The organism is Shewanella glacialipiscicola (assembly GCF_023283485.1).
GTDB classification, from domain to species: domain Bacteria; phylum Pseudomonadota; class Gammaproteobacteria; order Enterobacterales; family Shewanellaceae; genus Shewanella; species Shewanella glacialipiscicola.
Window position 1 is genome coordinate 107,193 of record NZ_JAKILU010000005.1, and the last position, 23,117, is coordinate 130,309.

Genomic DNA, 23,117 nt, shown 5'->3' on the forward strand with positions numbered 1-23,117 from the left:
ACTGTGTCCATTTTATACAAAGGCTGTGACTGCAATGAGCACATCAGCTTAAGCCTATAAACTCACCATAAAACCCCTAAATTAGTAATAAAATGAGGGGGGTGAGAATTGTTAAATATTAGCTGCACAACTCGAAGTGAGTTTGATAAGTTTGCGCCCAACGCAATAATTCAACACGGTTTCTAGATTGAGTTTTACGGAAAATAGAGGAAATATGCGCTTTCACTGTATGTTCGCTAATACATAACCTATGGGCGATTTCTTTATTCCTCGCACCACTAGAAACAAATTGAATAATGGTACGCTCACGAGATGTCAGCATCTGTAACATAGCGACTGTGTTTGACGATATTTCATTATTACCATCTAGTTTTTGCACTACACGCCGAAACATCTTACTCAACAATGTTCTATCGTACCAAAGCTCTTCAGCCACCATTTTACGTAACCCAGTCAACATTAAATCCATACGTTGATCGGCAAATAAAATACCTCGAATGCCCAGCAACATGGCTGACTCTTGGTCCAGAGAGTCGCGCTCAACTTGATACAAGGCAACAGGGAAGTGCGACACTAAACGCGAAGCTAGTAAAGGGATCCCTTTATTATCTAATGCAGCACCTTTTTGGGTAATCAAATAAAAACTGCGACTACTTTTATCTAAATCTAACTCTGCGGTATTCTTCACTATGCGGGTTTTCAGTCCGATGGATTCGGCGAGTAAAGCTAAATGACATGGAGCAGCCATTTGATGTAAAAAAACCAATTCATTAATCGTGCTCACAGACTCTTCTCCCTGAAAAGTATGATGTCTTGATGCGCAAATGAGGATGCTTTGACCAACCTATGTTGTTTTAATTTTAAACATCTTATTAACCTTGTCGATTCTGACGAGTTAAGGAGGTAAAAACATCACCCAAATGTACTATTCCCGACTTTGCTTTGGTAAAAAAGACTGTTTTACCCCAGACAAATAGCATAATAGTGTAAAAAACCACAAGATAGGACACGTCTATTATTCCTAGTACATTTTGACTATGCAGATAACGCTCGCCAGTTGCAACATAAAATCAACACTAAAATAGCGCTAGAGTGTGACAACTGAATGTCATCACACGACTGCTTTAAAACACTGAGGGGAAATAGCTTATCATTCCAATGTAATGCAGTAATCGCGGCACTCGATTAGGCTGCTTATTGAAGCTTAGCGATTTGTTTATCTTGAACGCGAGACAATAAAACAAGTGCAACGATAGCGCCAATCAAGGCCATTAACATGTCCGATTGCGTGTCCCACACATAACCTTGGGTTCCTAAAAAGGCTTCAGCACCTTCGCCAGTTGCAACTGCAACCCACCATTCAATCAACTCATAAAACGCCGAAAAAGCGAGAACAAAACAGGTCACCATAAACGCACACCAAGCACCAGGTTTGATCGCTTGATTACGCAGCATAATTTCTCGCGCCAACATGGCAGGAATAAAACCTTGGGCAAAGTGACCTAATTTATCGTAATTATTGCGCTCTGAACCCATCCAATTGGCAATGGTGTCGAATAATGGCACTTCCGCATAGGTGTAATGCGCTCCAACAAACAATACACAGCAATGTACTAACACTAAAAAGTACACCAAGGGAGTTAATGGAAAGCGTTTACGGGTAAAAAATAACAGTGGTACTGCCACTAATGCTGGAGCAGCTTCGAGCCACCATGTGAACATATCTGCGGGGTTGATCACTGACCAGACCAATACACTGAGATAAATGCCGCACCACACGATTTTGTTATTCAACATTGGTTCCTCTTATGCGATATTGTTCTAAATTTAGAATATTAACTTTAGCCATCTAGCCCTCCACAACAAGCAAAAAAAGTGCTACTTTGGTCGGCGAAGGTTGTCAGCATATCATAAGAAACATTTCTATTAATCAGAGGGTACCCATATCATGGCGAAACATTCGCTGGACAAGGATAAGATCAAGATCCTGCTGTTGGAAGGCGTCCACCAATCTGCGGTCGATGTACTGGAACGTGCAGGCTATACCAATATCGAATACCACAAAGCCTCATTGGGCGACGAAGCACTACTTGAGTCGATTAAAGATGCGCATTTTGTTGGCCTTCGCTCGCGTACCCAATTAACTGCAGAAGTGCTAAAACGCGCCGAAAAGCTGATTGCAATAGGCTGTTTCTGTATTGGTACCAACCAAGTTGATCTTGCTACCGCCGAATCCTTGGGTATCCCCGTATTTAACGCGCCGTTCTCCAATACACGCAGTGTTGCTGAACTCGTTATTGGTGAAATCATTATGCTGATGCGCGGCATTCCAGAACGTAATGCCATTGCCCACCGTGGCGGCTGGATGAAAACGGCCGCAGGCAGTTACGAAGTCCGTGGTAAAACCTTAGGCGTAATCGGTTACGGCCATATTGGTACTCAACTGGGTATTTTGGCTGAGACTTTAGGCATGCGCGTCGTATTCTTCGATGTTGAAGATAAGCTACCATTAGGTAACGCACTGCAAATCCATTCGATGGAGCAGCTATTAGCACAAGCTGACGTGGTGAGTTTACACGTTCCCGAAACCCCACAAACTAAAAATATGATAGGTGCCGCTGAGTTTGCCGCTATGCATAAAGGCAGTATTTTCATCAATGCTTCACGCGGTACTGTGGTGGATATTGATGCATTAGCTATCGCCTTAAAAGAGCGTCACCTTGCGGGCGCGGCAATTGATGTTTTCCCGATTGAGCCGCAATCAAATGATGATGAATTTATCACCCCACTGCGTGGTTTAGATAATGTGTTACTGACGCCTCATATCGGTGGAAGTACCGCCGAAGCACAGGAAAACATTGGCATTGAAGTAGCGGGTAAGTTAGCTAAATACTCAGATAACGGCTCAACCGTCTCTGCTGTTAACTTCCCCGAAGTCTCATTGCCAATGCATAAAGGCACTTCGCGTTTACTGCATATTCACCAAAACCGCCCGGGTGTACTGATTAAAATCAACCAAGCATTTTCGGAAAAAGGCATCAACATCGCTGCGCAATATCTGCAAACAACCGCAGAGATTGGTTATGTAGTGATGGAAGTGGATACTAACCAAGCGGAAGAAGCGCTGGTTGAGCTAAAAGCGATTGAAGGCACACTGCGCACCCGCGTATTGTTTTAAGCTTTAAGCTCTGCAATTAAGCGTATCGACGCTTTACAACGATGGTACCTATATTAAGGCGCGCATATCATTCACAGATATGTGCGCCTTATGCTGTTGAGCCTGCAGGAATTCCGTTACAATCTAACCTCTCTCATCGTCTTCGTTTTCAGGATCTCGCTATGACTATTTCAGTTTCTACGCCCCATTGGGATCTGGATGCTTCTTTGCCTCCACTTATGCTAGCTAATTTATCTCACCTTGGACTTATCAAAGTGGTTGGCGAGCAAGGCCGCAGTTTCATACATGGCCAAGTGACCACCGACATCACTTCATTAGCTGACGATCAATGGCGCTGGGGCGCACATTGCGATCCCAAAGGTAAGATGCTGGCCACTTTCAGAACTTTTGCCATTAAAGATGCACTGTTTATGTTAATGCCAAGAGACACCATCGCAGTAGATTTACCGCAACTGCAAAAATATGCCGTATTTAGTAAGGCAACCCTAAGTGACGCCAGTGACGAGTGGACATTGCTGGGTGTTGCTGGAGAACAAGCAGGCCAATTTATCACTGAACATTTTGGTGAAATAAATCAAGAGCTCACAGTCATTGAGCATGGCGCAATTTTAAAAGACGCTGAGCGTTTTATATTAATGCTCAGCCCTGATGCTGCATCCACCTTAGTGGCTCAATCAAAACTCAGTGTATTTGATGCCCATGCATGGCAAGCGTTAGAAATTGCAGCTGGTTATCCAAACCTTGCCGCTAGTCATGCTGGTCAGTACGTACCGCAAATGTGTAACCTACAAGCGATCAACGGTATTAGCTTCAACAAAGGCTGCTATATGGGGCAAGAGACTATCGCGCGGATGAAGTATCGTGGTGGTAATAAGCGCGCCCTGTATATTTTACGCGGTCACACAGATCTGCAAATCAACTTAGAATCAGGTTTAGAAATTGCCCTAGAAGATGGCTTTCGTCGGGGCGGCCAGATTATTGAGTTTGTACAACGCGGTAGCCAAGTGTTATTAACCGCTGTGCTGGCCAATGATACCGAAAACGAGACTAAACTGCGTTTTGCTGGCGATGAACACTCAAGCCTAACGATTCAAGCCCTACCCTACTCATTAGAAGAAGCATAAGGCTTAGATTTAATAAAATAGCGATAAAAACTAAAGGCGCCATTGGCGCCTTTAGTTTATTCAACTGCCACTCAATACTCTAAATGCGTGTCTCGAATTTCGACGACTTGTAGCAAGATTTGTTTGAATTCTGCCACCAACTTAGGATCAAAGTGTTTTCCAGCTTCGCTTTCCAATAATTCCATGGTCGCTTCAATGGTCCATGCCGGTTTGTAGGGCCGCTGTGATGTAAGCGCATCAAACACATCTGCAATTGCGACAATACGCCCCTCAAGGGGAATGTCCTCACCGGCCAAGCCATAGGGATACCCTGAACCATCCCACTTTTCATGGTGAGTTAAAGCAATACGACGAGCCATAGTTAATAACGGATCATCGTGCTCACCAATAATCTCAGCGCCAATCACGGCATGTTGTTGCATGATCGCCCACTCTTCAGCATTGAGTTTGCCCGGCTTTTTCAATACGGCGTCAGGTGTACCTATTTTTCCAATATCGTGCATCGGCGCGGCGTTAAAGATCAAGTCGCAGAAAGTATCCGGCAAGCCTAATTTTATGGCCAATAGGCGAGCATAGTGGCTCATACGCACCACATGTAATCCTGTCTCGTTGTCTTTATATTCAGCTGCACGCCCAAGCCGGCGAATAATCTCAAAACGGGTCGCTTCTAACTCTTGGGTGCGAATTTTAACCTGTTGTTCAAGGAGGCGTTTTTGATCATACAAAGCAAGATGTGTCTTAACGCGCGCTTTAACGACAGCTGCACTCACAGGTTTGGTGATGTAATCCACGGCGCCTAGTGCAAAACCTTGAGTTTCATCAGCCACCTCAGATAAGGCGGTCACAAATATCACCGGAATATGGCTAGTCAGCGGATCTTGCTTAAGTAGCTTGCAGACCTCATAACCATTCATCCCCGGCATCATGACATCGAGCAGAATCAAATCAGGCCGAGATTTTGCTACCAGCGCTAACGCTCTGGGTCCGTCAATCGCCACTTTGATTTTGTAATCATCACTTAATATGCCGACCAAAATATCGATATTTTCCGGTGTGTCATCGACGATTAATACTGTTGCCTTATCCATTAACAACTCCAATCTATCTCATTTATTGGTCATTCGCGGTGTGACTCTTTTAGTCTAACTGACTAAGAGCATCATCAATTAAGTCGATAGCTTCATCAAACCGATATTGATTAATCATAGACAATATTGGCTTTAAAGCTTGCCACATTGCACTGCTGACTTGGGGCTTTAACGCCTCAATTTTAGCCACAGCGCTAGCATCCGCCTCATCGAGACTTTGGCGCAGGGCATGTAATTCGGCCTTCAAATTTTCATTAGATAATAAATCAGCCGCTTGCGGCTCAAGCTGATTAACGGTTGCAGGCTTAGCGCACTCGATTGCATCGCAGATAGAACTCACTAGTAGTTGAATTTGTGCAAGCTCATCGTCAAAGGCCGTCTTTTCAGTTAAATGTAACTCCAATAAACGTGCTAACTCGACTAACTTAGGTGAACTTAAATTACCCGCTAAGCCTTTTAAAGTATGAGCAATACGTACGGCATCGTCGTACTGTTCCGCAGCAATAGCTTGTTGAATTTTCGCCACCACATCACGCTGGCTCATCACAAAACGGTCGAAAATACGCTGGTAGAGCCGCGACGAATGCTGTACTAACTGTAACCCTCGATCAACATCTAGCTCTGGGTGTTCTGGCCACTGAAGTAACGGCGCTTTTTCTATGTTTTTTGCAGATTCATACAACCGCTTCGATATTATCGATTGTTTTGGGGTGACAGCACCTTCGGTAGTAGAACCGTTATTAGAGGGCGCAAGATATTTTAGTAATGTTTGATATAGCATATTCACATCGATGGGTTTCGCAATATGGTCGTTCATGCCTGCCCTGATGCACATTTCCTTGTCGCCAGCCATCGCATTGGCCGTCATGGCGACTATGGGTAAATCAGCAAACTGGGGGATTTTCCTTATGGCTTGAGTGGCTTGATAACCATCCATCACCGGCATTTGGCAATCCATTAAGACCAGATCAAAATATTGTTGAGACAGTTTATCTAAGGCGATTTGGCCATTCGTCGCAATCGAGAGAATAATACCGACTTGCTCTAAAAACTCGCTCGCCACCTCAAGATTCATCTCGTTATCTTCCACTAATAAGATACGTTTTCCTTGTAGTGGTAATAACAATTGAGGGTCTAACTCTTCACTGCTGCGCCTTACGGGTAATAAACCGCTGCGGCCAACCGCATTCATAATACCATCGAGCAAACGTGAGGCGCTGATGGGTTTACTGATGTATCCCGCCAATGCTAATTGCTCAATCTGCGTGAGAAAATCATGATTGGCGTGGGCTGATACCATCAAGATTTTAGGCTCAGGCAAAGCCCGTGATTTAGCCTGTAATTGAATTTTATGAGCGGTTTCTATCCCGTCCATCTCTGGCATTTTCCAATCAATTAGCGCCAAGGCATAGGTTTGCTGAGCACAACGTGTCACGGCCTCTTCACCGCTGCGTACGGTGTCAACGCTAAAGCCCATACTTTCGAGTGTGGTTCGCATAATGTCCCGAGCGGTAGCATTATCATCCACCACCAGCACTGGCATGCCTTCTAACTCTTGCTCAAGTACCAGTTTTTGACCATCAGCGATTTGTAACTTCACCGTAAAATAGAAATTACTGCCATGACCCAGTTGGCTCTCAACGCCTATGGTGCCGCCCATTAGCTCGACTAACTGTTTAGAGATGGCAAGGCCTAAACCTGTACCACCATATTTACGGGTAGTTGAGGTATCGGCCTGGCTAAAGGAGGTAAACAATTTATCCTGCTGCTCAGCGGTTAAACCAATACCCGTGTCGCGCACGCTAAAACGTAACGTCACATCATCATCTTGTTGCTCGACTAAATTCAGCGACAGTAATACTTCGCCTCGCTCAGTAAATTTAATCGCGTTATTCACCAAATTTATCAACACTTGGCTTAAACGCAGCGAATCCCCGTATAAGTACCGAGGCACATTAGGAGCAACAGCAAATAACAGCTCAAGCTGTTTATGCGCCGCTTTTTCGGCAAACATATCACTGAGATCTTCAAGTAGGGTATCAAGCTGAAATGACACGGCATCGATTTCTAATTTACCCGCTTCTATTTTAGAAAAATCGAGAATGTCATTAATGATTGAAAGTAAAGATTTTGAGGCTCGCTCGATTTTCTCTACATAGTTTTTTTGTTTTTTATCGAGCTCAGTCTGCAGGCATAATTGAGACATGCCAATAATGGCATTCATCGGCGTGCGTATTTCATGGGACATATTCGCTAGAAAGTCACTCTTAGCCTTATTGGCAGCATCGGCTTGTTCTTTAGCTTGTAACAATTGTTCGGAGAGTAATTTAAGCTCTGTCATATCAACCATACTGATCACGGCCGAATCAAACTGACCGTCAACATCTACCAGCGCGGATACATTAACTGTCATCCATAGCGTTTCACCCGTGGGGCGAATAAAGCTTCTCTCAGCACGATAATGGCTAATTTTACCAGCGGTTAATTGTGTAAATTGCATCTTAGCGATGACTTTATCTTCTGCACTGAATAACTCAAAAATCGTGCTCTGGCATAAGTCATCACGGGTGCGTGTCATATCGGTGCAGAATTGGTCATTACAATCTAAAATAACGCCCTTGATATCCACATTAACTATGCCAATTGTCGCCCCATCGAACAGCGCCTTAAAGTGTGCCTCGCTGAGCGCTAACTCTTGCTCCATCGCTTTACGTTGGGTTATGTCCATCACATAACCATTCCAAGTAATCACCCCATCAGTGTCTATATTCCCACTGGCGCCCGCTTCCATCCAACATATGCTGCCATTAGGATGGTGATAACGGAACTCGCGGATCCACTGCATCTTGTCGTCACTCTGACCTGACAGCGCTAATACAACATCCGGTCTTTCCTCGTCAAAAATCCGCTCCGATATCATATTAAAGTCATTCATTAACTCATCACGGGGTAGCCCTAACATTTTCATCGCTGCGCCAGAGAGAAAAGTAAATTGACGTTCTGATGCCGAATGCCATAATAATTGGTACACAGTACAAGGAATAGTCTCGGTAATATTGGTCAATTGCAGCCGCGATGCCTCCAATTGCCCTAAGGCAAACTTACTCTCTGTGATGTCATCGATACTACCGTCAAACCACTGGGCGATACCGTTTTCGGTGTAACTTGCCTTACCTTTGTCATGTACCCAACGAATACTGCCATCTCGATGGCGGATACGATATTCCACTTCGAAGGTTTCTTGTTGCGCTAAAGCAGCATCGATATGTTGATAACACAGGGCTCTATCTTCTTCCAAAATCAATGAAGAATAGGTGCGCTGACTATTATCAATAAACTGGCTCGCCGCATAACCAGTAATGTCAGCAATATTGTCACTCACATATTCCATCACCCACACTTTGCCCAGACGAGTGCGATATACGGCGCCAGGAATATTCATCACTAGTCCGCGAAAACGTTGTTCGCTATCACGGATTTTCTGCTCTATGGCGAGCTTTTGTGTCATGTCGCGTATTGAAGCAGCCACTTGCCTGTTGCCATCAATATCTGCAGGGAGAATACTCAACATAATTTCTGCAGTAAACTCACTGCCGTCAGCTTTTAACGCCCTTACATGACGCGCACTTGCCATCGCGCTATCAAAGCCAGAGCGCATAAATTGTCGCTTTTCAAGTAAGCTTTTATCACCAAGAGCTTGGGGGATTAATGTATCAACCTGCAAGCCCAGCATAGTTTGCGCATCGTAACCAAACAGTTGCTGGCAACGACTATTACTAAAAACAATATGGCCCTTTTTATCAACAATCAGCATGGCTTCTGGCGCAGCCTCAAGCACGGCATTTGACCAAGCTGCCGCCGAAAATTGCTCGGTCACATCCGTGAATAACATCTCCACCGACACCAATTCACCCGTATCCGAAACCAAGGGCTGCATAAATACATCGAGCCTTTTCACATGCCCATTAGCATCAAGCATTTCGACTTGATGTGAGGGGACGTTTTCGCCGTTTAAAGCCAAATTAGTGTATTGCCAGTTTTTTTCATTAAGAGGGTTAACCGAAAAGAGTCGTTGATATTTACGTTTCAGTAAATCAGGAGGGATACCCAGCACTTTAGTCACGCCTTCACTGACTTGCGCTAAATTACCGTCTGGTGCGAGGGAGCAATAAAAGGATTTATCACTCATACCATCAATTAAGCGAGCAAACCGATTGCCGCGAGAATCAAGAATCGCTTGTTCACGTTCAGCGAGCAATGCTGCCATATGATTAAAAGCATGGCTTAACGTCACAATCTCACTCACCGCACCTTTAGGTACCGTTAGCGGCGCTAATTTACCTTGCCCAAAAGACATAATGCCGGCTTCTAATAACTCTAACGGCCGAGTCAGGCGCTTAGCCGCCAAATAACAGGTCAGTAATAACAACAGCATTAATAAACTTAAATCGAGAATACTCGCCATCACATCATCGAGTAATGAATTAAATAAATCTTGCTCTAGCGCTAACACAATCACTCGCCAATTCAACTTTGAAACGGTAGCAATACTCGCAAGATACACTACATTTTTATCATCGATAAACCGAACCTGACCATCAAGCCCTTTATCCTGCAACGCCCAAAAGTCGGTATTTATAGGTTTATTTTTATCTAACCATGCTGTTGAACTGCTCGCTAATATTTTGTCCTTATCGAGGTGGTATATCAGCCGTCCCTGATTATCTAAAATAACTAAACGATTAGGAGTAACCCCTAATTGCTCAGGTAACCGCTCTAAGGCTAAATCAACCGTCGTCACACCAAAATACTGGTCTACCGCACCAAAGGGGGCTGAGTAGGTCACCATCAGTGTATTGCCAGCACCTTTATCAAAATAGGCTTCAGTCCAGTAACCGCCAGTTTGATTAATGGCTTTGCTCCACCAATCCCAAGTACCATCGGTATAATCGTAACCTTCAACGCCAATATCGAGATAATGAAGTTCACTATCATGACTCGTATCACGATAAACATAGGGTGAGAACAGTTTTCGAGTTGTGAAGGTATTGGGTTTGAATGCGACTGCAGAACCAAAAAAATCAGGATTACGTTGAAGTCGATTAATTAAGACATGCTTGAGTTTCTCGGCGTCGTTAATGTCTTCTTTACTAGACAAAAAGCCGATGAAGTCTGCGAGACCTTGAGTGTTGGCTTGTGCATATTCGAGTAAACGCTGTAGGCGATAAGCCGAATGGCCCACCTCTTGTGTCAGACTATGGTACAGCCTCTTCTCAGTAGAGAGATAACTAAACCAAGCATTGACAGCATAAACGCCCGCCATAATTAAAATCAAAGGCAAGGCAATGCGGGATAAAATTTTACTGCGAAACGTACGAAGTTCATTTTTATTCATAACGCCGCCTTAAAGCCTCCGATTTTATAAGCACTATTTTAAAATAGTGCTTATAAAGTAAACGAAGAACTTAGTGGCGACAATGTTAAAGCTAAAAATACATAAAGTAATTTATTGTTTTAACAACATTAATAAACAGTGTCTAAGGTGCGATTAGGTAAAATACGGCCAAAATAACTCTGCGTTTCAGCAATAATGATATGCCTTAAGCCCACAATTGCGATCAGGTTTGGTATGGCCATCAAGCCATTAACGGTATCAGCTAGCAGCCAAATCACGTCTAATTTGATAAAAGCCCCACCGGCAATCAACACTAAAAACATCACTTGATACCCGCGCAGTCCACGCTCACCGACTAAGTAATACCAACAACGCTCACCGTAATAATGCCAGCCTAAAATAGTGGTAAAGGCAAAGCACACTAAAGCAACGGTTACCACATATTGACCCACTATCGCAGAGCCTCCGAGGGCAAACGCCGCGCTAGTCATTGCAGCACCTGCCGTTTCACCACTCCATACGCCTGTGATGATCAGCACTAAACCTGTCATAGTGCAAATAATAATGGTATCGAAGAAGGTGCCCGTCATGCTCACTAGCCCTTGCTCAACCGGCTCATTCGTCTTAGCCGCAGCCGCAGCAATAGGCGCGCTGCCAAGCCCTGATTCATTAGAGAAAACACCGCGGGCAATACCGATTTGAATCGCCTGTGCCACCGTAGCCCCTAAAAAGCCTCCCGCTGCCGAGAGTGGTGTAAAGGCCGATTCAATCACTAAACCTAAAGCGGGTAAGATTTCTTCGGAAAAACCAATAAGGATCCACACACACGCCAGCACATAACCCACTGACATGGCAGGCACTAGTTTTTGCGCCACATTCGAAATACGTTTAACACCGCCTAATGTCACCGCCGCCACTAAAAGCGTCAGTACCGTCGCCGTGAGCCAAGTTGGCACCTCAAAGGCAATGGTCAGCGCATCGCTAATCGCATTGACCTGCGCAAAAGTACCAATACCGAAAAAGGCCACGCCAACCCCGAACATGGCGAACAATTTGGCCATCCAAGGTAACCCAAGGCCACGCTCAATATAATACATGGGCCCACCAGCAATCTGCCCGCGGGCATCGGTGGTGCGGTATTTTACCGCCAACATGCACTCAGCATATTTGGTCGCCATACCAAAAAATGCCGCCAGCCACATCCAAAATAACGCGCCCGGACCGCCCATTTTGATGGCTGTCGCCACGCCGACAATATTGCCCGTACCAATGGTGGCGGACAGTGCAGTACACAGCGCCGCGAAGGAAGATAAATCCCCGTGGCCCTTTGCCGGTTTAAATAACAACCCCAGCGCCATAGGTAAGCGAAACACTTGAATAAGTTTGAGACGAACGGTGAGATAAACGCCAGTGCCCACCAGCAAACACAAGGTGATAGGGCCCCAGACAATGCCATTAATGCTGGCAAGAAAAGCTTGAAAACTCATGATATTCCTCGAATATTAAACAACAAAATTAATAAACGGAGGAGGAAAAGAAATGGCTGTGACGCGCCGCAGTCGGACGCTATAGCAAACTATTTTAAGCCTGTTCTCAGTTTAAACTCGCCCACGCTGAACGCCAAAAGCGTTGCAAGTAAGTAGTCTAAACGAGTGCTTTTAATGGCGGCAAAATGCGCCATTGCAAGCAAAAGGTAAAAATAGCCCACGACGACAAACGACAGGGACTGTGCAGTCATCCTCTCCTCTGTCCTTTTGCCTGAGCGTTTCGCGTCGTAGTGTTTAACATCACGACACTTTCGCCTTCGGCGCCACCTGACTGCACAAAAAAGGCAATTGGTAGTCTCTCCAGAGGCTCGTCCAGTAACAGTCCTCGCCTTTGGGCACCTGAAAGAGTGCTTTGTTTTTATCAGAAGATTTGCTTCGATAAAACCAAAGTTGCCTCGTCGGTGTGGGGTCAATTCCCCACTCTCCTGCTACCTTCATCCGAACGGATTGCTAGCCTAAGATATCAATCTCACGCTAGCAGGCGCACAGAATGCAACAAACACGGCGTCAGCTCAAGCCGTTTACCCACTGTTGGGAGTAGATTTAATTCAATTGATTATTTTTACGGCAAATGATGATTTACAGTTAATTGTTATGTTTATGATCCCATAACAGGAAAAACCAGTATCTATTTGAATAGAAAATGCTTTATGTTAAACACGAGGTTGCAATGCTAAGTTATCGCCATACTTACGGCTTACCTCACACACTGCCAATGGATATGAAGGAGTGGCTCAATGGCCGACGTCGCTAAACTTAACCAAGTTACTAAGGGCTTTCGCGATGGCGAGCAATATCATCAGGTACTGCAAGCGGTCGACCTGCAAATTAATCGAGGCGATACCGTCGCCCTCACAGGCCCCAGCGGCAGCGGTAAGAGCACCTTACTCAACTTGATTGCCGGTTTTGAAATGCCAGACTCAGGAGAGATTTTACTCAACCAAGCGTCCACATCACATTGGCAGGATAAAGATTGGAGCCATTTCAGACGCCATTCTTTAGGGGTGGTGTTTCAACAATTTAATTTACTCACGCCACTCAACGTCAAAGATAATATTGCCTTTCCCTTAAGTTTAACGGCGCAGCCATGGTCAGCTTGGTGCGATTATCTGGTTGAAAAACTGGGGCTGCTGCCGCTACTGCATCGACAAGTTGAGGCGCTATCTGGCGGTCAACAACAGCGGGTCGCCATTGCCCGTGCCTTAGCTCATAAACCGACGCTGCTATTAGCCGACGAACCCACAGGTAATCTAGATGATGTGTCGGGTAAACAAGTGATGGCACTACTGTGTGAACTGGCTCAGGAAAGCCAAACCAGCATCTTAATGGTCACCCATAGTGAAGAGTGCGCCGCTTTTATGCAAAAACGTTGGCATTTATCCCAAGGCACAGTGGCTATCTATGAAAAATAAACAGCTCACTAAGGCGGCTCCAACAAAACTTGAGTCACGTTCGCTTACCCTAACTTGGCTCAGTCTAAAGGTCTTTATTGCCCATTACCGCCATGCGCCATTACAAGCCGGCGCCATTTTGCTCGGTATTGCCTTAGCCGTGACGCTGCTGATTGGGGTAAAAGCGACCAACGATAATGCCGTGCGCAGTTATAGCGACGCAACTGAGCTTTTGAGCCAGCGCGCCGATGTGCTGTTAACGCCGCCACTTGGAGAAAACAGCTTAAATGAGTCAGTTTATTTTGCCTTAAGAACTGCCGGATTAAGTCAAAGTCTCGCCGTGGTGAATGGCAAAATAAGCGGTAAAAACGGGCTATTTTGGCAACTAGAAGGTAGCGATCTGATTGCTGCATTAACGCTACAACAATCCAGAAATAGCGCCTCGAGTGAAACGTCGCCCACCTCCTCGCCGCAGATAAATGACTTACCGCTTGCCGAACTACTGAGCGGCGCGCCCACCGTCATCATGAGCCAAAGTCTCGCCGCTAAAGTAGCGCCAGATGGTAAACTTATTTTAGAAAATAGCAGCTTAGACGTCATTAGTATTGACGACAGTTTTGGTCTGGGCAGTGCCATTTTGGCCGATATCTCCCTCGCCCAGCAACTACTGAATATGCAAGGCCAGCTCAGTTATATCGCTATGTTCAGTGAACGAGCAGACCTACCTCAACTAAAATCCCAGCTCGATGCCTTAGGAATTACGCCGCAAAAGGCCAGTTTTAGCCAACAAGATCAAGGCCAAGCACTGGTAGCACTCACCCGCAGTTTTCATCTTAATCTCAATGCCATGAGTATGTTAGCCTTCGTTGTCGGCCTGTTTATCGCTTACAACGGTGTGCGCTACAGCCTAATGAAACGGCAAAAACTGTTAGTGCAGTTATTACAGCAGGGAATTGAGCGCCGCGCCTTAATGACAGCGCTGATGCTTGAATTAGTCTTGCTGGTGGTCATAGGCTCAAGTTTGGGTTTTATCAGTGGCTTACAGCTTAGCCACTGGCTGCAACCTATGGTCGCCATGACCTTAGAGCAAATGTATGGTGCCCACTTGCTGCCCGGGATTTGGCAATGGACTTGGCTTTTTGAGGCGATTGCCCTCACCTTAGCCGCCGCCCTCGCCGCTTGTTTACCGTTATATCGAGATCTCACGCGCCAAGCGCTGGCACAAGGGGCGAACCGTTATCAGCAGATGCAGGCGCATCGCAAAACTCACAGTATTCAATTTGCCTCAGCTTGTGGTCTGTTGGGCATAGCGGCGTTGCTGTTTCCCTTCAGCCAAAGCTATAACATCAGCTTAGTATTACTCGGTATCGTCACTATCGCTATCCCGCTACTGTTGCCACAACTATTACATTGGGGCGTCAGTGCCTTAATGCCCTTGGCACGCCCTGGATTATGGCAATATCTACTCGCCGAAACCCGCGAGCTTATCGCGCCGCTCTCCTTAGCTATGATGGCAATCTTGCTGGCGCTAAGCGCCAATGTGTCGATGAACACGCTCGTTGGCAGTTTTGAACAAACCCTGCGCACTTGGTTAGAGACCCGCTTACATGCCGATCTTTATATTCGTCCACCGAGTCAGCGCATCGATACCATACAAACCCAGCTGATGCACGACTCTAGAGTTAGCGGCCTGTATCAACAGTGGCAAATTGAAGCCGAACTTTCACTGCCTGTATCTACAGAGAATCCGAGCAAACAGACGATTCCCGTCAGTCTACTCAGCCGCGATGGTTATTCGGTTCGCCACACCAGCGCCCTTAAAGAAAGCCTACCTACACTATGGCAATCCTACTTTAACGCCCACGTCATTTTGGTGAGCGAACCCCTTGCCCTCAAATACCAGCTCAAACTGGGTGATAGCGTGTCATTAGATGCGCTTGCAAAAACCGGTAACTGCCAAGCGATTATTGGCGGTATTTATTATGACCATGGTAATACCCGCAACGAGGTCATTATTAGCCAGCCACTTTGGCAACAAGCGCAATTGCCGCCACTGCCCATCAGCTTGGCGGCGAGTTTTCACGGTGATAAGCAAGGCCGTAAAATCACTGAGACAGCGCTTGACCAACTCCAAGTTGAATTGGCGGCCGAGCTAGGCTTATCCCAAGCACAAATTTACAGCCAGACTAAGATTAAAATTCAAGCTATCGCCATGTTTAAACGTACTTTTTCCATTACCTTAGTGCTGAACAGTTTGACGCTAATTGTTGCGGCTATTGGCCTTTTTAGTGCCTGCTTAATGTTGACGCAGGCAAGGCAAGCGCCACTGGCGCGTTTGTATTCCTTAGGCGTGAGTCGTAATGCGCTACGCGGCATGGTGTTTATGCAGATGCTGATTGTAGTACTGATCACTTGCTTGCTCGCTATGCCCACGGGCGCACTGTTAGGTTACCTACTCATCAACAAGATCACCTTGCAAGCCTTTGGTTGGACGATAAAAATGATTTGGGATTGGCAAGCCTATGGCCATGCCATATTGATTGCTTTAGCCACGTGTACATTAGCCGTGCTCTTGCCACTGTATTGGCAAACCCGCAAACCTCTCGTCGCCAGTCTGCAACAGGAGACCCTGTGATGAAGGCTCTTAATTTGAAATGTATGTTATGGACCGCCATTGGCTTAATGCTTATCAGCGGCTGCGGCAAAGCACCATCGACGCAAAGTAGTCAGCCAAAATCGATGGCTAATGTGGTAGGAAAGACCTCGGGTACTCAAGATGACCTGGCATACACCCCGGTCGTTCCAGGCTATAAATTTGAATTCCCGCGCGATCACTTAACACATAATGGTTTTCGACAAGAATGGTGGTATCTAACAGCTAATTTAACTACCGAAAAAGGAGAGCAACTCGGTGCCCAATGGACGCAATTTAGAGTTGCCCTTAAATCGTCCAAACCACCAGTAAAAGATATGCTGCCTAAAGACCAATCCACTTGGGCTACAGACCAACTGTATTTGGCCCACAGCGCACTCACTTCAAGTGCGACTCACCTTGCCCACGAAAAATGGTCACGCCGTCATAACGAGTTTGCCGATGTGACATTAAGCCCCTATCAAATCCGCCTCGATAACTGGCGCTGGCAGAGCGAGACGAATGCCTTATTCCCCGCCACATTAACGGTGGAAAACCCTGACTTTAGCTATCAACTAAAGCTGAATAGCCAAGCGCCACTGCAATACCAAGGCGATAACGGCTATAGCCTCAAAAGCCGCGACGGACAAGTCGCATCTTACTATTACAGCCAACCCTTTATTGAAATCAGCGGTGAAATTAGTCGTAATGGCAAAGTTGAGCGAGTGACGGGTCAAGGCTGGCTCGACAGGGAATGGAGTTCGCAGTTCCTCACTAAAACGCAACAAGGTTGGGATTGGTTCGCGCTCCGGTTAAACGATGGATCGACGCTGATGTTGTTTCAGTTACGGGATCAATCACCAACAGAGGCCACCACCAATACCCCTATCTCGGCATTTTATAGCGCCAGAAGAATGTTTGCTGATGGCACGGGGCGTAATATCAATTCTACCGATAATCCTAATGATATTCAGATGACGCCGCTCAAATGGCAACATACCGTCAATGGCGATTACCCCGTCAGTTGGCAGGTTAGAATCCCCAGCGAGAATATCAATCTCACTATCACCCCACTTAACCCTAATAGCGCCATGCCATTATCGACACCCTATTGGGAAGGCCCAGTACAGCTCTCTGGCAGCCATACTGGCACGGGGTATATGGAACTGACGGGATATTGAGTGAATAAAAAACTTTGGGGGCATTTAAAAACAATTAGATCATGCAGCTAGAGCCGACGTCAGCATCGATGTTTAGCTGTTGCTCTAACGTATCTTGTAGCAAGGCGCGGGTTGAAAGTGTGCCCAGATTTTTGATTCGCACAATATCAGCTAATATCGACAGAGCAATTTCTGCCGGAGTTTTACTGCCAATAGCTAATCCTATCGGTGCATGAATACGTGATAACTGGTCTTTTGTCAGCTCGCCAATGCGTTCTAGACGTTCACGGCGTTTGGCACTGTTACGTGTTGAGCCCATAGCACCAATATAAAATGCGGGGGTGTTAACCGCTTCCATCATCGTTAAGTCATCCATGCGCGGATCGTGAGTCAGGGCGACGATGGCGGTATTGGAATGGCAGCCATGTTGTTCCAGATATTTTGCAGGAAAGCTGTTGATCACATTCGTATTGGGTGGACATTGCTCAGCCAGCGTTGCCAATACATTTTCGCGGGGCTCCAACAGCACAGTTTCAAACCCCAAAGCATGGGCAAATTCTAAACAGTAATGCGCTACAGGTGAGTAACCGGCCACTAACAGGCGCGGCGCGGCGGCAATACGAATTTCAATGTCGGGATGTTGGTAACAAATAGCAGTAGTCCCGGTTAACTCTTCGGGTACTATCGCGCTACAGGCTTCAGGCAATCGCAGTTGTTTACGCATAGCTTGATAACCTTGCACGGCTTTAAGCTGCTGCTGTAGATATATCACGCTCAGTTCGCTTGCCGGCAGATACTCCACCAATATCTCTAAAATGCCCCCACAAGGTAGCGATACATCGGGTGCCAATTCACCATCGCCATAACGGATCACTTGGCTGGGTTGTTGCCAGCGACCTTTCGCTATCTCGCGAATAAAATGATCTTCCACACAACCGCCAGACAAGGAGCCCACTTGTCGCCCATCTTGCATAGCCACCAATAAGGAGCCTGGTGAACGCGGTGATGAACCCCAAGTATGCAGCACGGTACAAAGCCATACTGGGCTGGATTGCACCCAAATTGCGGCTTGTTGTAGTACTTTGGCATCTAATGGTTGGGAGAGATACGACATGAACAGTTCCTGTATAAAAGTAAACGGCGTTAACGCTACCGTTTACTTCATAAGAATATAAATAAGGCCCGTATTAAAAAACGGGCCTTTAGGGTTACGCTTTAATCAAGGCGGCTTTAACATCATTCGCAGTCATTGGAATTTTACGCAGCCGTACACCAATGGCTTGATAAATCGCATTAGCAATGGCGGGCGCAACGGGTGTTACTGCCGGTTCACCCAAGCCTGATGGAGCATAGGAGCTCACGATAAATTCAATATTTACCTCAGGCGTTTGGCCAATACGCAATGGTGTATAGCTGTCAAAGTTCGAATCTTTGAACTTGCCATTAACCAACTCAGTACCCTCGTACAGTGCCATCGACAATCCCCACAGAGCAGCGCCCTGACACTGAGCTTGCGCGCCATTGGGATCAACGATAATGCCCGCATCCACGACCACTTGCAGTTTTTCTACATGCACAAGTCCGGTGCTTTTATCAACCCGAACTTGCGCAGCAACGGCAACCCAAGTGGGCATATCACGCTCTTGTCCAAAGGTCGATGCTATCCCCATACCACTGCCTTCAGGTAAAGCAGTCCCCCAACCAATCATCTCGGCAGCTTTTTGCAATACCGCAGCTTGGCGCGCGGCGCCACCAGAGGCAATAGGGCCGCTGCCAGCATTACGGCCTTGTGCGGTCAATAGTGCTAAACGAAATGCCAAGGGATCTTTACCCGCATGGTGCGCGGCTTCATCCATAAAGCTTTCGAGCGCCCAATTGGTCCACCCTGGGCCGACTGAACGCAACCAACCGGGGCGGAATGAGGCATTAGCAAGATCGTTAGAGACCGCTCGCACCTTTTGTGCGCCAACACTGTACCAATGATCGGCGCCAGCAATAGAGAATGGATCAAACGGTTGGCCATTCACCCCTTTAGGCATAAAGACAGGGATCATCACCTCAGTCGGCCAACCCGCAGTGGCATGATGTTCCATTGCAATAACCGTTTTATCGGCGTTAAAGGCCATTTTCAGTTGTTGCACAGAAGCCGAGCGCGGACTATCAAACTGCAAATCTTGTGCACGCGTAAACACCAGCTTAACAGGCTTACCACCCAGAGCTTTAGACACCAGCGCAGCAGGCACTGTGTAGTCACCGTTAAGACGACGACCAAAACCACCACCGAGCATATAAGCGCGAATAAGAATGTTATCTTCCGCGACACCTAGGGCAGCTGCCAATACCGAGGTCGTTAACGACTGCCACTGGCAACCTGAGTGGATTTCCCATATACCATCTTCGTTCTGAAATACCAGCGCATTGAGCGGTTCCATCTGCGCGTGTAACACAGTGCTGGTCAGGTATTCATACTCAATAATCGATGCGGCTTGGCTAAACACTGGCTCAGTGTTGACATCGCCCGTATCAAGAATGGCGCCTTTACTGTTGTCTTTTAGCAGCTCGCGGCCGTGGTTGATAATATCGACCTCTGACACATTAGCCGCAGCGCCCGCTTGCCAACTGACTTTGACTAACGCAGCAGCTTTATGCGCGGCGTAATAACTGTCGGCAATAACAACAAGCCAGCCAGGTACCGTCTGACTTGGATCTTCAAGCACTAATGTTTGCTGATAACCTTTAACTGCTTTGGCAGCTGAGTCATCCATTGCCGTAACAGTTGAGCCATAACGAGTCGGCGGCAAAATAGGGGCAGCGTAAACCATACCGTCGATTTTGGCATCAATACCAAATACGGTCTTACCGGTAGTTTTATTGCTGATATCGAGCGACGTTACCTGCTTGCCGACTAATTTCAAATCGTCATTAGGCTTAAGCGGCAACGCTTTAAGCTCTGCTTCAGTGAACTGGCGATTCACCCCTGCGGCAATAAGATCACCATAACTAATCTCTTTGTTACCACAGATAACTTTGCCGTTACTGGCGTGGCATTTACCCACAGGTACAGCCCATTTTTTGGCAGCCGCCTCAAGTAATGCAGTGCGACCCGCAGCACCTGCCTGACGGTATACTGACCAACTTTGTGACACAGACCAGCTGCCACCTGTGACCATTAAGCCCCATTTTTTATGACTATCAACGTGGACAATTTCTACATCATCCCAATTGGCTTCCAGCTCATCGGCTAAAATGCGAGCGATGGAGGTACCCACATGCTGGCCCATTTCGGCGCGAATGATATTGACCTTGATTTTGCCTTTAGCATCAATCGAATACCATAATGATGGTTCATACAGCGAGCCGTTATCGGGTAATAGTGCCCCACCTTCAGTAGCAGGATCCATCGCACTCCAAGACGTACGTGGAAAACCAAAACTCACACCCACTGCGGTCATTGCAATTAAAAAGCCCCGGCGTGTCATGCCAGAATCTTTATTTTTATTAGGCAATCTTGACATGGCTGGCCTCCTTCATTGAGTCAGCAGCTTCGTGAATCGCTTCGCGAATACGCACATAGGTCATGCAGCGGCAAAGATTACCGCTCATTACCGCATCGATCTCTGCATCCGTTGGCTGTGGAATATCTTTCAACAGCGCCGCTGCCTGCATAATTTGCCCTGACTGACAGTAACCACATTGTGGTACCTGATGTTTCTGCCAAGAAATCTGCAGTGGGTGAGCCCCTGTTTCAGACAAACCTTCAATCGTGGTAATACTGGCACCTTCAACGGCAGAGATAGGCGTCACACAAGAGCGCGTTGCTCGGCCACCAACATGTACAGTACAGGCTCCACAAGTGCCAATACCGCAACCAAATTTGGTGCCAGTCATATCCAGTTCATCACGGATAACCCACAACAGCGGGGTTTCTCCGTCTACATCGGCAGCCACAGGCTTGCCATTCAAAATAAATTTAGCCATTGCTCACTTCTCCCGTGATTAATGTTCAAAGCGTGGTTGAAGACGGATCTCAGCCACTTTTTGTTTTAGGTTAGGCCAAGGTTGTTCACCGGCAGATTGACGTAGATAGGTTGCAATCGCAGTTATATCTTCATCTGATAATGCGTCACGGAACGCGGGCATAACCACCCCAGTGATACCTTGATTAGCACGGAAGCCGTCAAGCGTGACATTAATAAGATTCGTAGGATCATCCAAATGCAGCGCACTGCCTAATGCCAGTAGTGGGCGTCCCTTGTTAAGCTCGTTACTACTGTAATGGCACGACTGACAAGAAATCGCATACAAGCGAGCACCATTATCGATACGCGGATCGGGCAGCTGTTGTGACTCTAGAGCCGCTTTAAGCGCTGGGCTACTAGCAGGATTATCATTATGATTGCCCGCAAGTGCGCCAAAATAAACACTAATCGCTTTAAGATCACTATCAGACAGGGCCGATAGACCTGCATGCACAACAGGCGCCATCGGGCCTGCTGCACTGCCGTGGAAAGAAGAATTACCAGTACGTAGATATTCATCAAAATCAGCAGCGCGCCACTTCAATGGTGCTTTACTGCTCGTGGTCAACGATGGCGCAATCCAACCATCAATAGCGGCTCCGCTATACATCTGGTCACGTTTTTCACCACCAAGCGCATTACGTGGTGTATGACATGCCCCGCAGTGAGCAACGCCTTGTGCGAGATAAGCACCACGGTTCCATTCTGCTGATTCATCGGCTTGCGGTTTAAACGGGGTGGTGTCGGCAAACAACAGTTTCCAACCCGACTGCAAGAAACGAATATTAAGTGGGAACGGGATACCATTATCAATTTTTTGCTGACTAACAGCGGGGACTGACGACATGATATAAGCATAAACCGCCTTAATATCCTCATCCGTCATCTTATTAAAATGCTCGTATGGAAATGCTGGCAGCAAGTGGTGCCCATCACGGCTCACGCCAGTTCGCATCGCACGAATAAATGCTTCTTCTGACCAATTGCCGATACCGGTCTGAACGTCAGGGGTAATATTACTGGAGTAGATAATGCCAAAATCGGTGTGCATTTCGTAATTACCTGCATACGGAGATCCACCTGGCGTGGTATGGCAAGTGCTACAGTAACCGGCAGCGGCCAGCACTTTACCTTGCGCAATCACATCTGCAGCAAACTGGTCTTTGACGGGTGGCGTTATCGGTGCCATCGATGGATGCCAAGCATAAATGCTAAAAGCGCCCACAGCGACGATAGCAGCAATAAACACGCTATATAAACTGCGTTTACGCATATTACATTGCCTCATTGTTTTTTGGTTTTTAATGGAAAAAAAAGACGAGGCAAAAACCTCACATTCCGTTTATAAATATCACTTGGTTATGTTTGCACGAATAAATGCTGACGATCGCGCTCACAAAGTACGCATAAACTGTGATCAAGTTTACAAAAGTACACTAGTGTAAACCTATACTCCCTTAGCCGCTAAGAGTAATGCCTTATAACGGGTGATTTTTTAATGATAGATGAAGAAACAAGCAACGATAGCTAACATTGCACCATGGCTTTATCGGCGCTGATTAAAAATCGTATTAATAGAATAT

General features: G+C 46.5%; 15 protein-coding genes and 1 riboswitch. Of the genes, 5 read left to right on the forward strand and 10 right to left on the reverse strand.

The window, feature by feature from the left end; all coding sequences use genetic code 11:
* Nucleotides 1–118: 118 nt before the first annotated feature.
* On the reverse strand, nt 119–784 hold the full coding sequence (locus L2717_RS06210; RefSeq protein WP_220772390.1) for a helix-turn-helix transcriptional regulator: 666 nt from the start codon (nt 782–784) through the stop codon (nt 119–121).
* A 410-nt stretch (nt 785–1,194) separates the two neighbouring features.
* On the reverse strand, nt 1,195–1,794 hold the full coding sequence (locus tag L2717_RS06215) for a DUF2238 domain-containing protein (protein ID WP_220772428.1): 600 nt from the start codon (nt 1,792–1,794) through the stop codon (nt 1,195–1,197).
* 154 nt (nt 1,795–1,948) lie between these two features.
* On the opposite strand from L2717_RS06215, the gene serA reads away from it, so the two are divergent.
* On the forward strand, nt 1,949–3,178 hold the full coding sequence (gene serA, locus L2717_RS06220) for a phosphoglycerate dehydrogenase (RefSeq protein WP_220772392.1): 1,230 nt from the start codon (nt 1,949–1,951) through the stop codon (nt 3,176–3,178).
* Between the two features lie 161 nt (nt 3,179–3,339).
* Entirely contained in the window at nt 3,340–4,302 is a 963-nt protein-coding gene (gene ygfZ / locus L2717_RS06225) for a tRNA-modifying protein YgfZ (RefSeq protein WP_220772394.1), read from the forward strand.
* Between the two features lie 71 nt (nt 4,303–4,373).
* Here ygfZ and L2717_RS06230 read toward each other — a convergent pair whose 3' ends face one another.
* The 4 genes from L2717_RS06230 to L2717_RS06245 form a co-directional block, all read right to left on the reverse strand.
* Entirely contained in the window at nt 4,374–5,390 is a 1,017-nt protein-coding gene (locus L2717_RS06230; RefSeq protein ID WP_220772396.1) for a response regulator, read from the reverse strand.
* Between the two features lie 49 nt (nt 5,391–5,439).
* Nucleotides 5,440–10,785: a PAS domain S-box protein gene (locus L2717_RS06235; protein WP_220772398.1), complete on the reverse strand. Its 5,346-nt coding sequence runs from the start codon at nt 10,783–10,785 to the stop codon at nt 5,440–5,442.
* A gap of 128 nt (nt 10,786–10,913) precedes the next feature.
* Complete coding sequence (locus tag L2717_RS06240) at nt 10,914–12,272, reverse strand: alanine/glycine:cation symporter family protein (RefSeq protein WP_220772400.1); 1,359 nt, start codon at nt 12,270–12,272, stop codon at nt 10,914–10,916.
* Nucleotides 12,273–12,361: 89 nt separating this feature from the next.
* Nucleotides 12,362–12,523 carry a hypothetical protein gene (locus tag L2717_RS06245; protein ID WP_220772402.1) on the reverse strand — a complete coding sequence of 54 codons (162 nt, stop codon included), beginning with the start codon at nt 12,521–12,523 and terminating at the stop codon, nt 12,362–12,364.
* Nucleotides 12,522–12,646: riboswitch (glycine riboswitch) on the reverse strand. Its footprint overlaps the gene before it by 2 nt.
* Nucleotides 12,647–13,069: 423 nt before the next feature.
* Here L2717_RS06245 and L2717_RS06250 point away from each other — a divergent pair.
* The 3 genes from L2717_RS06250 to L2717_RS06260 are packed head-to-tail and all read left to right on the forward strand — an operon-like array spanning nt 13,070 to nt 17,536.
* Nucleotides 13,070–13,744: an ABC transporter ATP-binding protein gene (locus L2717_RS06250; protein WP_220772404.1), complete on the forward strand. Its 675-nt coding sequence runs from the start codon at nt 13,070–13,072 to the stop codon at nt 13,742–13,744.
* On the forward strand, nt 13,734–16,358 hold the full coding sequence (locus L2717_RS06255; RefSeq protein WP_220772406.1) for an ABC transporter permease: 2,625 nt from the start codon (nt 13,734–13,736) through the stop codon (nt 16,356–16,358). The genes L2717_RS06250 and L2717_RS06255 overlap by 11 nt, the downstream gene beginning before the upstream one ends.
* Nucleotides 16,358–17,536, forward strand: coding sequence for a lipocalin-like domain-containing protein (locus L2717_RS06260; protein ID WP_220772408.1), 1,179 nt, complete (start codon nt 16,358–16,360; stop codon nt 17,534–17,536). Before L2717_RS06255 ends, L2717_RS06260 begins: the two co-directional genes overlap by 1 nt.
* 34 nt (nt 17,537–17,570) lie before the next feature.
* Here L2717_RS06260 and L2717_RS06265 read toward each other — a convergent pair whose 3' ends face one another.
* The 4 genes from L2717_RS06265 to L2717_RS06280 form a co-directional block, all read right to left on the reverse strand.
* Nucleotides 17,571–18,629, reverse strand: a complete 1,059-nt coding sequence (locus L2717_RS06265) for an XdhC family protein (protein ID WP_220772410.1) — start codon at nt 18,627–18,629, stop codon at nt 17,571–17,573.
* Nucleotides 18,630–18,723: 94 nt separating this feature from the next.
* Complete coding sequence (locus L2717_RS06270) at nt 18,724–21,030, reverse strand: xanthine dehydrogenase family protein molybdopterin-binding subunit (protein WP_220772411.1); 2,307 nt, start codon at nt 21,028–21,030, stop codon at nt 18,724–18,726.
* The gene (locus tag L2717_RS06275) at nt 21,014–21,493 is read right to left on the reverse strand and encodes a (2Fe-2S)-binding protein (protein ID WP_076497719.1); all 480 of its coding nucleotides are present in this window, start codon (nt 21,491–21,493) and stop codon (nt 21,014–21,016) included. The genes L2717_RS06270 and L2717_RS06275 overlap by 17 nt, the downstream gene beginning before the upstream one ends.
* An 18-nt stretch (nt 21,494–21,511) precedes the next feature.
* Nucleotides 21,512–22,807, reverse strand: coding sequence for a cytochrome c (locus L2717_RS06280; RefSeq protein ID WP_220772413.1), 1,296 nt, complete (start codon nt 22,805–22,807; stop codon nt 21,512–21,514).
* Nucleotides 22,808–23,117 lie beyond the last annotated feature (310 nt).